General features: G+C 52.9%; 19 protein-coding genes. 7 read left to right on the forward strand and 12 right to left on the reverse strand.

Features of this window, described 5'->3' with window-relative positions; translation table 11 throughout:
- Positions 1–98: 98 nt before the first annotated feature.
- A complete protein-coding gene (gene rph, locus ABFI50_RS09675) occupies positions 99–815 on the forward strand; it encodes a ribonuclease PH (RefSeq protein WP_179120415.1) in 717 nt (238 codons plus the stop codon).
- Positions 816–880: 65 nt separating this feature from the next.
- The gene (gene pyrE, locus ABFI50_RS09680; protein WP_179120416.1) at positions 881–1,522 is read left to right on the forward strand and encodes an orotate phosphoribosyltransferase; all 642 of its coding nucleotides are present in this window, start codon (positions 881–883) and stop codon (positions 1,520–1,522) included.
- 84 nt (positions 1,523–1,606) lie between these two features.
- Here the strand turns inward: pyrE and slmA are convergent, their stop codons facing one another.
- From slmA to coaBC, 3 genes are all read right to left on the reverse strand, one after another.
- A complete protein-coding gene (gene slmA / locus ABFI50_RS09685; protein ID WP_014881982.1) occupies positions 1,607–2,203 on the reverse strand; it encodes a nucleoid occlusion factor SlmA in 597 nt (198 codons plus the stop codon).
- Between the two features lie 120 nt (positions 2,204–2,323).
- Complete coding sequence (gene dut / locus ABFI50_RS09690; RefSeq protein ID WP_015570042.1) at positions 2,324–2,782, reverse strand: dUTP diphosphatase; 459 nt, start codon at positions 2,780–2,782, stop codon at positions 2,324–2,326.
- The gene (gene coaBC, locus ABFI50_RS09695; protein WP_014881983.1) at positions 2,760–3,971 is read right to left on the reverse strand and encodes a bifunctional phosphopantothenoylcysteine decarboxylase/phosphopantothenate--cysteine ligase CoaBC; all 1,212 of its coding nucleotides are present in this window, start codon (positions 3,969–3,971) and stop codon (positions 2,760–2,762) included. The genes dut and coaBC overlap by 23 nt, the downstream gene beginning before the upstream one ends.
- 171 nt (positions 3,972–4,142) lie before the next feature.
- On the opposite strand from coaBC, the gene radC reads away from it, so the two are divergent.
- The 4 genes from radC to mutM all read left to right on the forward strand — a co-directional run bounded on the left by radC (position 4,143) and on the right by mutM (position 6,338).
- Positions 4,143–4,811, forward strand: coding sequence for a DNA repair protein RadC (gene radC, locus ABFI50_RS09700; RefSeq protein WP_059372042.1), 669 nt, complete (start codon positions 4,143–4,145; stop codon positions 4,809–4,811).
- Between the two features lie 218 nt (positions 4,812–5,029).
- Complete coding sequence (gene rpmB / locus ABFI50_RS09705; protein ID WP_002436699.1) at positions 5,030–5,266, forward strand: 50S ribosomal protein L28; 237 nt, start codon at positions 5,030–5,032, stop codon at positions 5,264–5,266.
- Between the two features lie 22 nt (positions 5,267–5,288).
- Positions 5,289–5,456, forward strand: a complete 168-nt coding sequence (gene rpmG / locus ABFI50_RS09710) for a 50S ribosomal protein L33 (protein WP_003024094.1) — start codon at positions 5,289–5,291, stop codon at positions 5,454–5,456.
- A gap of 72 nt (positions 5,457–5,528) precedes the next feature.
- Positions 5,529–6,338: a bifunctional DNA-formamidopyrimidine glycosylase/DNA-(apurinic or apyrimidinic site) lyase gene (gene mutM / locus ABFI50_RS09715; RefSeq protein ID WP_248217206.1), complete on the forward strand. Its 810-nt coding sequence runs from the start codon at positions 5,529–5,531 to the stop codon at positions 6,336–6,338.
- A gap of 2 nt (positions 6,339–6,340) precedes the next feature.
- Here mutM and coaD read toward each other — a convergent pair whose 3' ends face one another.
- The 7 genes from coaD to rfaQ all read right to left on the reverse strand — a co-directional run bounded on the left by coaD (position 6,341) and on the right by rfaQ (position 13,232).
- On the reverse strand, positions 6,341–6,820 hold the full coding sequence (gene coaD, locus ABFI50_RS09720) for a pantetheine-phosphate adenylyltransferase (protein WP_014881986.1): 480 nt from the start codon (positions 6,818–6,820) through the stop codon (positions 6,341–6,343).
- Between the two features lie 3 nt (positions 6,821–6,823).
- Positions 6,824–7,594, reverse strand: a complete 771-nt coding sequence (locus ABFI50_RS09725) for a glycosyltransferase family 2 protein (protein ID WP_014881987.1) — start codon at positions 7,592–7,594, stop codon at positions 6,824–6,826.
- Positions 7,594–8,868: a lipid IV(A) 3-deoxy-D-manno-octulosonic acid transferase gene (gene waaA / locus ABFI50_RS09730; RefSeq protein ID WP_014881988.1), complete on the reverse strand. Its 1,275-nt coding sequence runs from the start codon at positions 8,866–8,868 to the stop codon at positions 7,594–7,596. Before waaA ends, ABFI50_RS09725 begins: the two co-directional genes overlap by 1 nt.
- A 65-nt stretch (positions 8,869–8,933) precedes the next feature.
- Positions 8,934–9,923: a glycosyltransferase gene (locus ABFI50_RS09735; RefSeq protein ID WP_014881989.1), complete on the reverse strand. Its 990-nt coding sequence runs from the start codon at positions 9,921–9,923 to the stop codon at positions 8,934–8,936.
- A gap of 11 nt (positions 9,924–9,934) precedes the next feature.
- Positions 9,935–11,035: a glycosyltransferase gene (locus ABFI50_RS09740; RefSeq protein WP_023331722.1), complete on the reverse strand. Its 1,101-nt coding sequence runs from the start codon at positions 11,033–11,035 to the stop codon at positions 9,935–9,937.
- A 2-nt stretch (positions 11,036–11,037) separates the two neighbouring features.
- On the reverse strand, positions 11,038–12,165 hold the full coding sequence (locus tag ABFI50_RS09745) for a glycosyltransferase family 4 protein (RefSeq protein ID WP_014881991.1): 1,128 nt from the start codon (positions 12,163–12,165) through the stop codon (positions 11,038–11,040).
- Positions 12,162–13,232: a putative lipopolysaccharide heptosyltransferase III gene (gene rfaQ / locus ABFI50_RS09750; RefSeq protein ID WP_347485949.1), complete on the reverse strand. Its 1,071-nt coding sequence runs from the start codon at positions 13,230–13,232 to the stop codon at positions 12,162–12,164. The genes ABFI50_RS09745 and rfaQ overlap by 4 nt, the downstream gene beginning before the upstream one ends.
- Before the next feature lie 150 nt (positions 13,233–13,382).
- Here rfaQ and ABFI50_RS09755 point away from each other — a divergent pair, with 150 nt between their 5' ends.
- A complete protein-coding gene (locus ABFI50_RS09755) occupies positions 13,383–14,339 on the forward strand; it encodes a polysaccharide deacetylase family protein (RefSeq protein WP_014881993.1) in 957 nt (318 codons plus the stop codon).
- Positions 14,340–14,363: 24 nt separating this feature from the next.
- Here the strand turns inward: ABFI50_RS09755 and ABFI50_RS09760 are convergent, their stop codons facing one another.
- Positions 14,364–15,578 carry an O-antigen ligase family protein gene (locus tag ABFI50_RS09760; RefSeq protein ID WP_248217211.1) on the reverse strand — a complete coding sequence of 405 codons (1,215 nt, stop codon included), beginning with the start codon at positions 15,576–15,578 and terminating at the stop codon, positions 14,364–14,366.
- Complete coding sequence (locus ABFI50_RS09765) at positions 15,566–16,474, reverse strand: glycosyltransferase family 2 protein (RefSeq protein WP_248217212.1); 909 nt, start codon at positions 16,472–16,474, stop codon at positions 15,566–15,568. Before ABFI50_RS09765 ends, ABFI50_RS09760 begins: the two co-directional genes overlap by 13 nt.
- Positions 16,475–16,477 lie beyond the last annotated feature (3 nt).

The raw sequence follows: 16,477 nt of genomic DNA on the forward strand, positions 1-16,477 counted from the left end.
GGGGGGATTATAGCTTTCGGGGGCTTCTCAGGATAGGAATAAGCGTCCTTTATCCGTATAATGCGCAGCCACATTCGTTTCAAGCCGGAGAATCCATCATGCGTCCATCAGGTCGTAGCGCCAATCAGGTGCGTCCCGTCACCCTGACCCGTAACTATACAAAACACGCTGAAGGTTCCGTGCTGGTTGAGTTTGGTGACACCAAAGTACTGTGCACCGCGTCCATCGAAGAAGGTGTTCCGCGTTTCCTGAAAGGCCAGGGCCAGGGCTGGATCACCGCAGAATACGGCATGCTGCCGCGCGCGACCCACACCCGTAACGCCCGTGAAGCGGCGAAGGGTAAGCAGGGTGGCCGTACCATGGAAATTCAGCGTCTGATCGCGCGTGCGCTACGCGCTGCTGTGGACCTGAAAACTCTCGGTGAATTCACGATTACGCTCGACTGCGACGTGATTCAGGCTGATGGCGGCACGCGTACCGCGTCCATTACCGGTGCCTGTGTGGCGCTGGCCGATGCCCTGAACAAACTGGTTGCAGCCGGTAAGCTGAAAACCAACCCAATGAAAGGTATGGTTGCGGCGGTTTCAGTGGGTATCGTTAACGGTGAAGCGCTGTGCGATCTGGAATACGTCGAAGATTCCGCCGCCGAGACCGACATGAACGTAGTGATGACCGAAGACGGTCGCATCATTGAGGTGCAGGGCACGGCGGAAGGCGAGCCGTTCACCCATGAAGAACTTCTTACCCTGCTGGCTCTGGCCCGAGGGGGAATCGAATCTATTGTCTCGTCGCAGAAAGCGGCGTTAGAAAATTGATTTTAAAGGCGACCAATGAGTCGCCTTTTTTTTGCCTGCAAGACAGAAACCAAAGGAGCGAATCCATGAAATCGTATCAGCGCCAGTTTATTGAGTTTGCGATTAATAAACAGGTCCTTAAATTTGGCGAGTTTACGCTGAAATCCGGTCGTAAGAGCCCCTACTTCTTTAACGCCGGGCTATTTAATACCGGGCGCGATCTGGCGCTGTTGGGTCGTTTCTATGCCGAAGCGCTGATGGATTCCGGAATTGATTTTGACCTGCTTTTTGGCCCGGCCTACAAAGGCATTCCGATTGCGACCACCACCGCAGTAGCGCTGGCGGAACATCACGATCGCGACGTGCCGTACTGCTTTAACCGTAAAGAGGCTAAAACCCACGGTGAAGGCGGTAACCTGGTCGGCAGTGCACTGCAGGGCCGCGTGATGCTGGTGGATGATGTGATCACCGCGGGTACGGCGATCCGTGAATCGATGGAGATTATCCAGGCTAACGGCGCGACGCTAGCTGGCGTCCTGATTTCTCTGGATCGTCAGGAGCGTGGTCGCAGCGATATCTCTGCTATCCAGGAAGTTGAGCGTGATTACGGCTGCAAAGTGATCTCTATCATTACCCTGAAAGAGCTGATTGCGTATCTGGAAGAGAAGCCTGAGATGGCGGACCATCTGGCTGCGGTGCGTGCGTATCGCGAAGAGTTTGGCGTGTAGCTGAATTGCCCGGTGGCGCTACCGCTTACCGGGCCTACATCACCCGCAGGCCGGATAAGACGAAGCCGTCATCCGGCATGGGAGTTATTGCAACTGAGCGGCGACGAGCGGCCAGCGGGCGTCAAAATCGTCCGTTGGACGGTATTTAAATTCGCTACGGACAAAGCGTGAGAGCATACCTTCGCAAAACGCTAAGATCTGGCTTGCCAGCAATGTCTCATCCATCGTGTATCCTTCGCCTTCACGCATTTTCTTCTCGCGCAGTACCTGGCGCAGCTGCGCTTCAATACGTTCGAAAAGCTGATTAATGCGGCCCTGTAGCCTGTCCTGCTCAAACATCAGCGCGTGGCCAGTGAGGATACGGGTCAAGCCCGGATTACGTTCACCAAAGCCCAGAATTAACAGCACAATCAGACGCAGACGCGCGGTGGTGTCTTTTTCGTCTTTCAGAATCAGGTTGATGCGTGTGATCAGGCTGTCTTCAATAAACTCAATCAGGCTGTCGAACATCCTGGTTTTGCTGGGGAAATGACGGTATAGCGCCGCCTCAGACACGCCTACAGAGGCGGCCAGTTTAGCGGTGGTGATGCGTTGACTGCCATCGCTGGATTCAAGCATCAGAGCCAGAGATTGAAGTATTTCTTCGCGACGATTCCTTTTCGCGGTTTGTTTTTCTGCCATGTTACAAAATACCCCTGAAAATAAGCACTTGCCAGGCTGGCATCCACACAGCGACCGCAAACGGACGTTTGCGGTTTGTTATTGCATTATGGCGCTGTGAGATACGTGTTTGTTGGGCGTTTATTTGCGCCCGGAATGGCCGAAGCCGCCTTCGCCACGGTCGGTGGCGTCAAAATCTGCCACCAGGTTAAATTCTGCCTGAACCACTGGCACAAAGACCATCTGCGCGATACGCTCGCCCGGTTCAATGGTGAAGCTGTCCTGACCACGGTTCCAGACGGAAACCATCAGTTGACCCTGATAGTCGGAGTCGATCAGGCCAACCAGGTTGCCCAGCACAACGCCATGCTTATGGCCAAGGCCAGAGCGTGGCAGGATGACTGCCGCCAGAGACGGGTCAGCAATGTGAATGGCCAGTCCCGTCGGGATCAGGGTGGTGGCACCCGGAGCCAGTTCTACGGCGTCATCGAGACAGGCGCGCAGGTCAAGTCCGGCAGAGCCGGAGGTGGCATAGGTTGGCAGCGGGAATTGCTCGCCAACACGCGGGTCCAGAATCTTAACGTCGATTTTTTTCATCATAACGGGTAACGATCTCGTCCAGTAATTGTTGGCCCAGGAGTTCCTTGCGCTCAAGCGGTAAGATTTTATCTCCATCCTGCCAGAAAAGGTGCAGTGCGTTGCTGTCGCTGTTAAATCCTTGCGTGGCCAGCGATACATCGTTCGCGCAGATTAAATCGAGGTTTTTGCGCGTACGTTTTTGCCGGGCATATTCTTCCACATTATTCGTTTCTGCGGCAAACCCAACAACGTAAGGACGATGGTTTTTTAGTGCGGCGACACCGGCAACAATGTCCGGGTTTTTCACCATTTTTAGCGTTAATTCATCGCCTTGCTTTTTGATTTTCGCATCAGAGATGGTCTCAGCGCGGTAGTCTGCCACGGCCGCACAACCGATGAAAATCTGCTGGCTTTGCGCATGAGCCTGCACGGCGGCTTCCATCTCCAGGGCGGTGGTGACGTTAATGCGCTGCACAAAAGGCGGCGTAGGCAACGAGACCGGACCGCTTACCAGCGTGACGTTGGCGCCGCGTTTTGCGGCGGCGGCAGCAATGGCAAAACCCATTTTGCCGGAACTGTGGTTAGTGATGTAACGCACCGGGTCCAGCGGCTCGCGCGTAGGGCCCGCGGTAATCATGATGTTGAGATGTTGCAGATCGTTGACAGGTGAAAAATGGGCTGCGGCCATGTCGACAATCGTCAGTGGATCAAGCATGCGACCCGGGCCCACATCGCCGCAGGCCTGGCTGCCGCTGTCTGGACCCCAGATAAGCAGGCCGCGTGATGCCAGCGTCTCCAGATTATGCTGGGTGGCAGCGTTACGGTACATCTGCTGGTTCATCGCAGGCACAACGGCGACCGGGGCAGGTGTAGCGAGGCATATGGTTGAAACCAAATCGTTCGCCATACCGGCCGCCACTCGGGCAATCAAATCAGCCGTGGCAGGGGCAAGAATCACGAGGTCTGCCCATTTACCAAGCTCAATATGGCCCATTGCGGCTTCGGCGGCCGGATCGAGCAGGCTGTCAGATACCGGGTACCCTGAAACGGCCTGCAGGCTCAGGGGAGTGATAAAGGCTTTGCCGCCTTCGGTTATCGCGACCCGCACATCCGCCCCGCGCTCGCGCAGACGACGCACCAGCTCCGGCGCTTTATAGGCAGCAATACCGCCGCTTACGCCAAGAACGATTTTTTTACCGGCCAGGCTCATCATGATTCTTTCCTGTTGGGTTTCACCAGAGAGCGGGCATTTTATCACAATCCCCTGAGCGGGGTGATTTTGTCCTTAGCTCACTTTGCGAGGCGCTACGCAAGAACGATACGAGGCCGTCGAGTGCCTGACTGGCCTGTGGCAGCATGTGGGTAAAAAGGGAGAAAGAGCATGGAAGAAGAGGATGAACTGCTGCTGCCGCGCGAAAAATTGCTGCGCAACGGCGTCACCCCATTAACAGACGATGAGCTGCTGGCGCTCTTTTTGCGTACCGGGACCCCGGGGAAAACGGTCTTTACGCTGGCAAAAGAGCTGATCGCTCATTTCGGTTCACTGTATGGCTTGCTGACCGCCGACCTGGTGCAGTTTAAGCATATTGGCGGGATCGGCGTGGCGAAATATGCTCAGCTGAGGGCGATTGCCGAGCTGGCCCGCCGTTTTAACAATGTCCGCATGGAGAAGGAGGCGCCGATCCTGACGCCAGCGATGACGCGTGAATTCCTGCAAAGTCAGTTAACCGATGTTGAACGCGAGATCTTTATGGTGATCTTTCTCGACAACAGGAACCGGGTACTGAAACACAGCCATCTTTTTTCAGGTACCCTGAACCATGTTGAGGTACATCCGCGTGAAATTGTGCGCGAAGCGATAAAAGTGAATGCAGCGGGCGTGATCCTCGCGCATAATCACCCCTCTGGCTGTGCAGAACCGAGCAGAGCTGACAAAGAAATGACCGAGCGCATTATCAAATGTTGTCAATTCATGGACATTCGTGTGCTGGATCATCTGATAATTGGCCGCGGAGAGTACCTTTCTTTTGCCGAACATGGCTGGATTTAGGCTATTTCTGGCGATCCATCGGGATCTTTGTCTGTTCGGGACTTGAGCACACCGCCGAGTCAGCGTATACTACGCCACCTTTGAGAATCTCGGGTTTGGCATTTGGGCCTGGCAATCGAGAGTTCACTTAGAACTATGCGATGACCGGGCTGTAAAGCCTGACGAGGCGCCGATACCCCATACGAAGCTCGAGCTAATTTGATTTTTGGAGAATAGACATGTCCCGAGTCTGCCAAGTTACTGGCAAGCGTCCGGTGACCGGTAACAACCGTTCCCACGCACTGAACGCGACTAAACGCCGTTTCCTGCCGAACCTGCACTCTCACCGTTTCTGGGTTGAGAGCGAGAAGCGTTTTGTCACCCTGCGTGTATCTGCTAAAGGTATGCGTGTAATTGATAAGAAAGGCATCGATACAGTTCTGTCTGAACTGCGTGCCCGTGGCGAAAAGTACTAAGTACTTAAAGAGGAAATAAATCATGGCTAAAGGTATTCGCGAGAAAATCAAGCTGGTTTCTTCTGCTGGTACAGGTCACTTCTACACCACCACGAAGAACAAACGTACTAAGCCGGAAAAACTGGAACTGAAAAAATTCGATCCAGTTGTACGCCAGCACGTACTGTACAAAGAAGCTAAAATCAAATAATTTTAGCCTTCTTGTATTGAAAAACCCCGCAACTGCGGGGTTTTTTGCATTCTGCATCTCAACGGAGGAACCATGCCTGAATTACCTGAGGTAGAGACCAGCCGCCGCGGCATTGAGCCCCATCTGGTCGGCGCGACGATTCTTCATGCTGTCGTTCGCAATGGACGTCTGCGCTGGCCGGTGTCCGATGAGATCCACGCGTTAAGCGATAAACTCGTGCTTAGCGTGCAGCGCCGCGCGAAATACCTGCTGCTGGAGCTGCCTGACGGCTGGATTATCATCCATCTGGGGATGTCCGGGAGCCTGCGCATCCTTACTGAAGAACTGCCCGCGGAAAAGCACGACCACGTCGATCTGGTGATGAGCAACGGCAAAGTGCTGCGTTACACCGACCCACGGCGCTTTGGCGCGTGGCTGTGGACTAAAGAGCTGGACGGGCACAATGTGCTGGCGCATCTGGGCCCGGAGCCGCTCTCAGACGCGTTTAATGCGGAATACCTGAAAGCGAAGTGCGCGAAGAAGAAGAGCCCGATTAAGCCCTGGCTGATGGATAACAAGCTGGTGGTCGGCGTGGGGAATATCTATGCCAGCGAATCGCTGTTTGCCGCCGGGATCCATCCCGATCGGCTGGCCTCTTCACTGTCGGCTCAGGAGTGCGAACTGCTGGTCAGAGTGATTAAAGCGGTATTGCTGCGCTCGATTGAGCAGGGCGGAACCACGCTGAAGGATTTCCTGCAAAGCGACGGCAAGCCGGGCTATTTTGCTCAGGAGCTGCAGGTGTATGGCCGTAAAGGCGAGCCATGCAGAGTCTGCGGAACGCCAGTTATTGCCACGAAGCACGCACAGCGCGCCACGTTCTACTGCCGTCAGTGTCAGAAATAGCGCTACTTTAGCTTTTCTAGCAACGCCTGGTGGACGTTTACCGGCAGGAAGTGGGTAACGTCCCCATGATGGCGAGCCACCTCTTTTACCAGCGTGGACGAGATAAACGACCACTCTTTGGACGGCATCAGGAATACGCTTTCCAGTTCCGGCATCAGGTGGCGGTTCATGTGCGCCAGCTGCATCTCATACTCGAAGTCTGCCACCGCGCGTAACCCGCGAATCAGGATGTTTGCCTGCTGGGCACGGGCGAAGTTTGCCATCAGGTCGCTGAAGCCCACTACCTCTACATTCGGCAGGTGTGCAATCGCATCGCGGGCAAGCGCAACACGCTCGTCGAGGTCAAACATGGGTTTCTTGCTGGGACTGGCGGCAATCGCCAGAATCACCGTGTCGAACATGCACGCCGCACGGGTGATGATATCAAGATGACCGTTGGTGATCGGATCGAAGGTACCCGGATAAATCGCTTTTGTGCTCATGGCTCACGTTTTCTCTGAGTAGCCGCGGCAGAGCGCCCACAGCTCGGTGTATTTGTTGAAAGTATACTGGGCATTCACCACCGCCAGTAACCAGCCCTGCTTACCGTCCAGCACCCCGCCACGCAGCAGCAACGTTTTCAGAAACGCGCCCAGCGTGTGGGTGAAGATGCCGGTCAGCGTGGCCTTCTTGCCGCGCTGGTGGCGTTCCTGCGCCCACGCGGTGGCATAGCTGAGCTGTTTACGCTGGAAGCTGGCGAAATCGCGGCAGGTCAGGTGTAGCAAATCGCCCGTCAGGGGGATCTGCCGGGCGCTGTCGCAGACCAGTGACTCGTGGACCAGGTTGTCGTTGTACTGATAGCGCTCGCGCTCATAGAGGCGCATTACGCGGTCTGGATACCAGCCGCTGTGGCGCATAAAACGGCCCAGGAAATAGTTACGACGGGCAATGCTGTAGACCGCTTCGGGCTGCGGCGCGGCAAGCACGGTCTGAATGGCTTGCTGGAGTTCCGGGGTGACACGCTCGTCGGTGTCGATCATCAACACGTAATCACCGGTAGCATACTTTTGCGCGCGCTGGCGCTGGATGCCATAGCCTTGCCAGTCCGTATTGATAAAGACCTTTGCACCCGCTGCGCGGGCAACGTCCACCGTGTTGTCCGTGCTGCCGGAGTCAAGGACGACGATTTCGTCAGCCCAGGCGATCGAAGCCAGGCAGTCCGGAAGCAGGTCGGCGGCGTTTTTGGCGATCATCACGACCGACAGACGCGTTGACATTAGTGGCTCCGCTGAGGCAGATAAGGTTGCAGAAGCTGCAGAAGACGGGTGAGTGCGCCCTGGTTCTGATGCAGCACTTCGACGGCATGGCGACCGTACCACAGACGATAATCTTCGTCCGTCAGAAGGGTCGACACCTCTTTGACGACGGAGTCCGCGTCGGTCACGGTAATTAAACCATCGGCCTGCTGCAATTTGGCGCAGATATCTTTGAAGTTAAACGTGTGCGGACCCATCAGCACCGGAATGGCGTGCGCAGCTGGCTCGAGCGGGTTATGGCCGCCGCGTTCCACCAGGCTGCCGCCGACAAAGGCGAGGTCGGCAATGCCGTACAGCAACATCAGCTCGCCCATGGTATCGCCAATCACCACCTGGGTGCTGCCGGAAGGGATCTCACCGCTGCTGCGCAAGGTGAAGCTGAAGCCGCCTTTCTGCACCATTTCACGGGCATCTTTAAAACGCTCCGGATGGCGGGGAACGAGGATCAGCAGTAAATCAGGGAATTTTTCCAGCAGCTTGCGGTGCGCCTGCAGGATGATCTCTTCTTCGCCATCATGGGTACTGGTTGCAATCCAGACCTGACGACGCGGGGCCCACTGGCGACGCAGCGTGATCGCGCGGGCGGCGAGTTCAGGGGTAACAGAAATATCAAATTTCAGGCTGCCCGTTACCGCAAGCTGGTTGCGTTTCAGGCCCAGCGCGATAAAGCGTGCGGCATCTTCTTCATTCTGCGCGGCAATCAGGGTGATTTTGCTCAGGAGACGGCGCATAAATTTACCCAGCTTGCCGTAGCCTTTCGCCGAGCGCTCTGACAGGCGCGCGTTGGCAATCACCAGTGGAATTTTACGGGCATGCAGGGCGGAAATCATGTTCGGCCACAGTTCAGTTTCCATCACGATCACCAGTTTCGGGCGAACGGTATTCAGGAAACGATTCATGGCGCAGGGCAGATCGTAAGGGAGGTAGACGTGATGAACGTCTTTGCCAAAGGCGGATAACGCGCGCTCTGAGCCGGTCGGGGTCATCGTCGTGACGGTGATGGGCAGCGACGGGTAGCGGTGACGCAGGGCGCGAACCAGCGGGATCGCTGCCAGCGTTTCACCAACAGAAACGGAATGCAGCAGAATACCGTCCGGGGCGACTTTATTGCGGCAAAAGCCATAGCGCTCAGCCCAGCGTTTACGGTACGCAGGCGCTTTACGGCTACGAAGCAACAGTCTCAGCCACACCAGTGGCTGAATGATGTAGAGCAGGGCGGTATACAACAATTCCAAGCGATTATCCGTTTTTTAGTTTCGGCCGGGAAATTCTAAGCATTTAAGCGTGCTAAAGCTATCTCTTATGCCAGATACCGTTTTAAACGGAAGTAGCGTCGACCCAGACGCCAGCGCAAACGCGGACTTTTAGCACTTTTCCAGATAAGCTTCCAGATCCCGGTATCAAAGAACTCTTTGATAATCATGGTCTTCTTCGCCTCATCCTTCATGTTGTCGAAGGTATGAATGATCCCCAGCCCCTCTTTGGCGATTTGCCAGTGGCAAGCCGGGATATTTTTCACTTTATCCGGGTAACGCTGGTTAATGGCGTCAAGCATCTGCAGGATTTTCATGTAATGACGGGCGGAGCGAATCAGCGTGTCGTCATTATCCGGAGTATGCGATACCGAAGCAGAGTGAATGTAGTAGTCATAAAAGCGTTCGCTGGTGTACTGAACGCGTTCCGCGGCAAGCAGCACTTCGGTCGTCCACGGAATATCCTGATGGCGAAGGCCGGGTTCAAAATGGAAACTGTGTTTACGAATAAAGTCGTGGCGATAGATGTTTAACCAGGTGACGTGCAGGAACTTTCGTGAATCCAGCGCCTTCTTTAACCACGCCGGGCCAGTCATGACATCCGTCGAGGCGAGTTTATCTTCAGGGAAAATAGGGCGAGAGGGTTTCTTGTTGTTTTCCCAGACGTAGTTCCCATTGCAGGTCGCGACATCCAAATCCTGCGTGACGGCCATATCCAGAAGACGCTGGTACATGCCCGGCTTGAAGACATCATCAATATCCGGGAAAGAGAGATACTGACCCGTTGCGACGGCCAGGCCGGTATTACGCGCGATGGATACGCCCTGATTTTGCTGTTCAATCACCTGCAACTGCGGCAGTTTTTCACGCCAGCTTTCGACGATCTGCATCGAACGGTCAGTAGAGCCGTCATTGACAATAATGACTTCCATGCTGTCGATGCGTTGATTCACAAGGCAGGTAAAGAACTGATCCAGAAAAGCTTCACCGTTATATACGGCAACCACCACGCTTAATAATGGCGCTGAATTTTGCATAAGAAACCTGATTATTTTTGATTGTCTACCAAAGCAATATATTGCCGGCAAATGGCATTGATGCCGAACGACGCAATGGTTGCACCGCCAACGACCGGCGGGGAGGTATAAATATCGACCAGCGTTTTTGCCAGTGATTCGTCGTTTAACTCTGACAGCCCGCGCGCCAGGTCTCCCGTGAGGATTTCAGCGGGGCCTCCTGGACAATTTGTACTGACCGGCGGGGTCTGGCAGATAATGGATTCGACCAGCACATTACCAAAACCTTCGCAGTCAGAACTTAACACTAAGAGCCGCGCCCCTTTTATCCAGGGGTAGGGGTTAGCGTCGAATGGGCGGAAAACCGTTTTGTTTTCAATACCCAAATCTCTGGCAAGCTGCTGTAATTTTTGGATTTTGGCATCGGACCCATTGCCCATCATGACCAGTGTAGTGTCAAGTTGACTCAGTGCGAACGCACGTAAAAGCCGATCGTGACGTTTGTGCTCATGGAAGCGGCCAACATGAATGATGTAATCCTTCCCTTGCATTTCAAAGGGGGCATCAGCCAGACGCTGAATTTCAGGGATATCAAACGGGTTATGGATTACCGCTTTGCGTCGAAGCGTGAGCGCCAGCGTTTCTGAAAGATCTTTCAACACGGCGCCTGAAACAGCGACAACATTACGATTTTCGTAGGTATGACGAATTTTAAGATGCTTAAACCAGCGAGAAAGCCCGCGGCGATGGCGCAAATAGGAGAACGAGAACATGCCATGCACGCAAAACCAGACTTTATCGCGTTCCAGCGCACGGCAGTGTGCAACAATGCGGTCGGTTTTGTGCAAATGAGAGAACACAACGTCAAATTTTCCGCTGCGTTCAGCCCGCTCAATAGCCCGATCCAGCAGATGGGCGCGGCGTGGGATCTCCGTCAGCTTTCGCCACGGTTTTTTGCAGGTATCCTGAACAACCTGATAATCAATGCCTTCCGGGATGGCGTAATCGCATACTTTCCGCAGGGAGAAGAGAGAGACCTGATGTCCCATTTCTATCAATCCACTGGAAAGTGTAAGAACCGTTTTTTCAGCTCCCCCACCGGGTAAACCATCAATAATCATTAGGATGCGCATTTTTAATCCAGTAATTTTTGATAAAGCGAAATAAGCTGACTTGACAGTTTTTCGGGGGTGGCGTCTTTCACACGTTCCCGTGCCGCGCGTCCCATATTGTTATTTTTTTCCAGAGAAGGAATGGCGGATATCGCTTCCTTCAATGTCTTGATATCAAGGGCGTCGCAATAAAATCCGTTCTGGCCTTGCTGAATAAATTCAGCGCCTCCGCAACTCTCTGAAGTTATGACGGGTAAACCGCAGGCCATTGCTTCAAGAATGACGTTAGGAAAGGGATCATACAGCGTTGGCAACAGTAAACCATCGGATAGCTGATAAAAAGGAAGCGTTTCTTTTTGCATCCCCAGGAAACGGATTTGCCCTTCGCAGCCGAGTGAACGGGCAAGATCGCGATAACGACGTTCTGCTTTATCCTGTCCAACCACAATCAGCCATGCCGCTGTTCCAGCGATAGCCCGTATGGCGCTGGCCAGGCCTTTTCGTTCGAACCCGGAGCCGACAAAACAGAACACCACGGCATCGGCTGGCAAACCAAATTGCTGACGCAACGCGGCACGTTGTGCCTCCTGAGCCGGAACGAAGCGGCTGGAATCAATAGAATTATAAATTACATGTATTTTTTTTGCGTCAATATCAAAATCTTCGACAATTTCGCGTTTGATCATCTCCGCATTACAGATAACCGCTTTGAGTTCCGGTGCCTGGTACATCTCTCGTTCGGCATGCATCACATAGCGGTGATAGCGATCGACCATCAGCATCTTTGCACGCCAGGCGGGTAGAATGCGTGCACGCTGCAGTAGCCAGCGGCGGTGGACGCCATCGCCTGCGCGGTAGATGTCACAGCCCGGGATTCGCTCGTGGCTTTGCACAATATCAAACTGTTGTTGTTGCCACAGTTCACGTGCGGCATGGGCAAAACCACGCTCGCGGCTGATGCGGCCCCACTTTCGCGGATCGCAAATGTGGATATGCCAGTCGTCCTGCTTTTCTCCCTGCCATTCACGGGTGATGACATTCAGCTCAAGATTTTGGTTGCTTAACGCGGTGAGCGCGCGGGAGACGAACCGTTCCGCTCCGCCATCAGGACGATATTTTTGGCGCACAATAGCCAGACGATGGTGTTTCATGACAGATATCTCTTTGCAGCAGAGACGACAGCATCCACGGGAATGGCGTCGAGATAGCGCTCTTTAGTGTTGGTATCAATGGCGTCCGGATCGGGGAGCGGGCCGAAGTCGCCAGCCCAGATAACGTCGCCATTGACCTGCCACGGAGACCAAAACGTCAGCTTGGAAGGGCCAAAGAGTGCCACGCAGGGCGTCTGCAGCGCGGCGGCCATATGCATCGGAACCGAATCAACCCCAATAAACAGGCAGGCATGATCGATCAGCGCTGCAAGCTGGCGCAGCGTTAATTGACCGGCCAGCGAGACGACGCCGATCTTCGGGGACGCGGCGAGAATGCGATCGATCATCGCCATCTCTTTTTTATCCGGCCCGGCCGTGAGTACGACGGTATGCCCATCTTGCTGCAGCGCTGTAATCGTTTGCGCCATTTTGTCTTCATCCCAGCATTTGAAGAACCAGCGGGATGTTGGCTGAATCACGATATAGTTATCACTCACACCCTTTTTCTCCAGCTGTTGGCGGGCGAAGTGCCAGTCATCTGCGCTGTAGGCCATGGTGACGGCGGGCTGCGCCGCGACTTGTAATGGAGACAGAATGGAGAGGTTTTGCTCGACGGTGTGCAGAGACTGGTGATTTGCAACGGAGACTAAATCGCTGTGACAAAAACGCCAGAATGCATTGTTGCGTTTGTTAAAGGCAAATCCGAGACGAACCGGCGCGCCGGTGAAGCGGGTGACAATAGCGCTACGCCACTGATCGGCAAGGTTAATCACCAGATGATAATGTTTTTTCCTTAACGCACACAGCAACTGCCACTCTTTCTGTAGATGCTTGAGTGTGCCCAGGTGCTTCCATTTACGATCGATTCCATAAATGGTGCCAATTGCCGGATGCGCGGCGAGCATGTCGCGCGTTTCTTCATACAACAGCACATCAATTTGCGCGTGTGGCCAGTGTTGACGTAATGAATCAATGACGGGGGTGGTCAATAACATATCGCCATGATGGCGGAGTTTGATCAGTAAAATGCGCAAATCAGGCGTGTCAGGTAAGTTATTCATCATCATCTTATCGGCGTTGTACTGTTGGCAATTCTAATAGACCTGATAGCGACTTGCACTCTTTCTCCATAATCTCAGGAATTTCCCAGCAAGGGTTTACTGATGGTTTGGAGAGTGCGTAACATAGCGCTAACTTCCCTGTCTTGCGGACTCATTATGAAAAAACCCGCGTTTATCATCACGATTGATACTGAGGGCGATAATCTCTGGCAGAACCACCGCGTCATTAAAACGGAAAACGCGCGCTATCTGGCCCGGTTCCAGACGCTGTGTGAACGTTTCGGCTTTAAGCCCGTGTGGCTGACAAACTATGAGATGGCGATCGAGCCCGTTTTCATCGACTTCGCCAGGGACGTGATCGCTCGCGGCCAGGGGGAGGTGGGCATGCACCTCCACGCATGGAATAGCCCGCCTGAGCACGATCTCACGGGTGATGACTGGCGCTGGCAGCCTTATTTGATTGAATTTTCAGACGAGGTGATGCGCGAGAAAGTGCTGTTCATGACCCGCCTGCTGGAAGAGACGTTCCAGACCAAAATGTTAAGCCACCGCGCCGGGCGCTGGGCGTTTGATAGCCGTTATGCCAGGTTACTGATTGAGCTGGGGTATCAGGTTGATTGCTCGGTGACGCCACGGGTGAACTGGCGCAATGCGAAGGGGGCTCCGCAAGGCCATGGTGGGACGGATTACCAACATTTTCCGGACCGTGCCTACTTTATTGACGTTAACGATATTTCCCGGGCGGGCACGAGCCCTTTACTCGAAGTGCCAATGAGCATTCAGTATAAACATCCTGCCTGGCTGAACACGATCAAACAGGGTTACGATCGTCTTCGTGGTAAATACCGCTCACCTTCTGTGAACTGGTTACGTCCGACAGGTGGTAATGCGTCGCAGATGATTGAGGTTGCGCAGCAATGCCTTTCTCAGGGAAATGATTACGTCGAGTTTATGCTCCATTCGTCGGAATTTATGCCCGGGGGCAGTCCTACGTTTAAGGACGAGGCGGCGATCGAGGGGTTATACGAGGATCTGGAAGCGCTGTTTAGCTGGTTATCCGACAAGACGGTGGGGATGACGCTGGCGGAGTTTTATCAACACAAGAAAAAATAATGCCCGCATGGCGGGCATTATCACTTACTGGCGTTGTCTGGTTTGTGAAAAGAGTGTACTCAGCGCAAACACGGTGACAAAGAAGATGAGCGCCTCTGAGCTCAACAAAATGACGTCCGTCAGACCATAGAGCAATAAAAGAAGCATGGTCGTCAGCAGCAGACCATTTTTATTTTTAAGTGCGTACACGATCATCGAGATATAGAAAAAGAATAATATTACCAGCCCGGGGATCCCCTGCAGAGAGTATTTTTCAATAAACTCGTTGTGCAAATGTACCCTGATAAATTTGAGTGCTGCGGCGAGGTGTGGATGCCCATTTTTCACATATTGCTGTGTCCAGACTTCACGGTCCTCGACTGACTGTCCCAAAGGATGGGCAAGTCCATTTTGAATACCCACATTCCACATAGAAAAACGTGCGCCGAGTGAGGTGGCATCATATCCTTTTTGATAACGTTCTATTTCAGATTGTGTTTGTTGTATCTTAGGCAGAATTAACGGCTTGTAACTTACAACCACTATACCTGCCACAATACATAAGAAAATTAGCGTTGATTTCAAATGGATTCTTCTGAAGTGGTAGAGTGTGAGTACAATTGCCAGGAGCAAATATAATCCCATTGCGGCGCGCGTAGCCGTCAAAAGAATGACGAAATAAGATATCAAGATGGTGAGTCCTGCGGCCACATACAGCTTTCTATTTTTCTGAAGATAAAGACTGTATACAAACGCCAGTGACAGTACAGAGTAAACATAGGCCGTCACGGTCGCTCTATTTATTGCCATTTCGATACGTCCCATACCCTGAGACGCTTGCCATAAGCCATAGCCAGTGGCAAGGACAAACCCTGCACCAGAGGCATACAAGAAATATTTCTGAAAAGCTTTTTTATCAATATAAGATTTGAACTGATCAAGATAGAAAACGAGAATACTCGCCAAAATCAATTTCTTGCTGGCGCCAAGGTAATCGCTATAAGCGTTCAAGCCTTCGTTATGGTATTCATAGGTCATATACCAGATAAGATTGAGCAACCCAATCAGCATAATGGGCAGTGCAATGGAAAAGGGGCGCAGGGTGATTCTTTTATATTCGCACGCCAGGCCGATAATGCTGGCATAAACCGCAATATAGAAGAATTCACGCTGTTTCCCTGAGCTCAGTAACGCCAGCGCAAGCGAAATGAGGCTCAAAATAAGCGTCAGTTGATAGAGCCGCAGTTTTACTTTTTCCATAATGCCTCAATAACCCTTTTTTTGTAGCTGAAACGAACATCGCTGGAGAAGAAAAAAGAGAACGAATAAAGTGCTTTTACTCGTTGCATAACCAGTTTGAGTTGCGCGTCGGTCAGATATTGTCGATGGTTACTGTAAATATCAAACCAGTGGCAATTAATGAGATGCCTGAATGATAGCGGGAATATCTTTTCCATCTGTAATGTGCATTCTACAAGCGTAGCGATTTTACTGGCGTCAAGACGGCTCGATAAACTATCGTTACGTTTGATGTAATAATAGTGCCCCTTCCGCTGGAAGACTATTTTACTCGATTGCATCAGCATGCCGGGAAACACGGCGAAATCTTCATAACAGACCATTGAAGGGATCGGGTTGCTTTCGTACAGCTTCCGATGAACGAATTGCCCGATGAGGTGCGCCTGAAAGTCTTTATGCTGCAGGAAACGCGTTATTGCCTGGTGTTGTGATAAAGCAACGGGAGAGAACCCATGCCAGTCAGTGGTGATTTTTTGCGTATCGCGTATTTCCAGCAGGCGCGTCAGGAGCATATCAGGCCGCTGTGCTTGCAGAAATGCCACGGCGTCCCGGATGCTGCCCGGTTTCAGTCGGTCATCGCTATCCAGCATGGTAATGTACTCACCTGACGCCAGAGAGAGTGCGCTGTTTCGAACATGACCGACGTTACGGTACTCAACGTATCGGGATTGCGCATTCGGAAGCTTTGGCAACCACGTCTCAATAATATCCTGTGTGGAATCATTGGAACTGTCATTAAAGATAATGATTTCTACATCATCGCCCGCATTATCAATCGCGTTTTGCAGGCTTTGTAGCGTTGCGTCAAGCGTGTCCTGGGCGTTATGTGCGGCAATAATGATGCTTAGAAAAGCCATAAC

The sequence above is a fragment of the Enterobacter sp. HNDS-6 genome (genome assembly GCF_039850505.1).
GTDB classification, from domain to species: domain Bacteria; phylum Pseudomonadota; class Gammaproteobacteria; order Enterobacterales; family Enterobacteriaceae; genus Enterobacter; species Enterobacter kobei.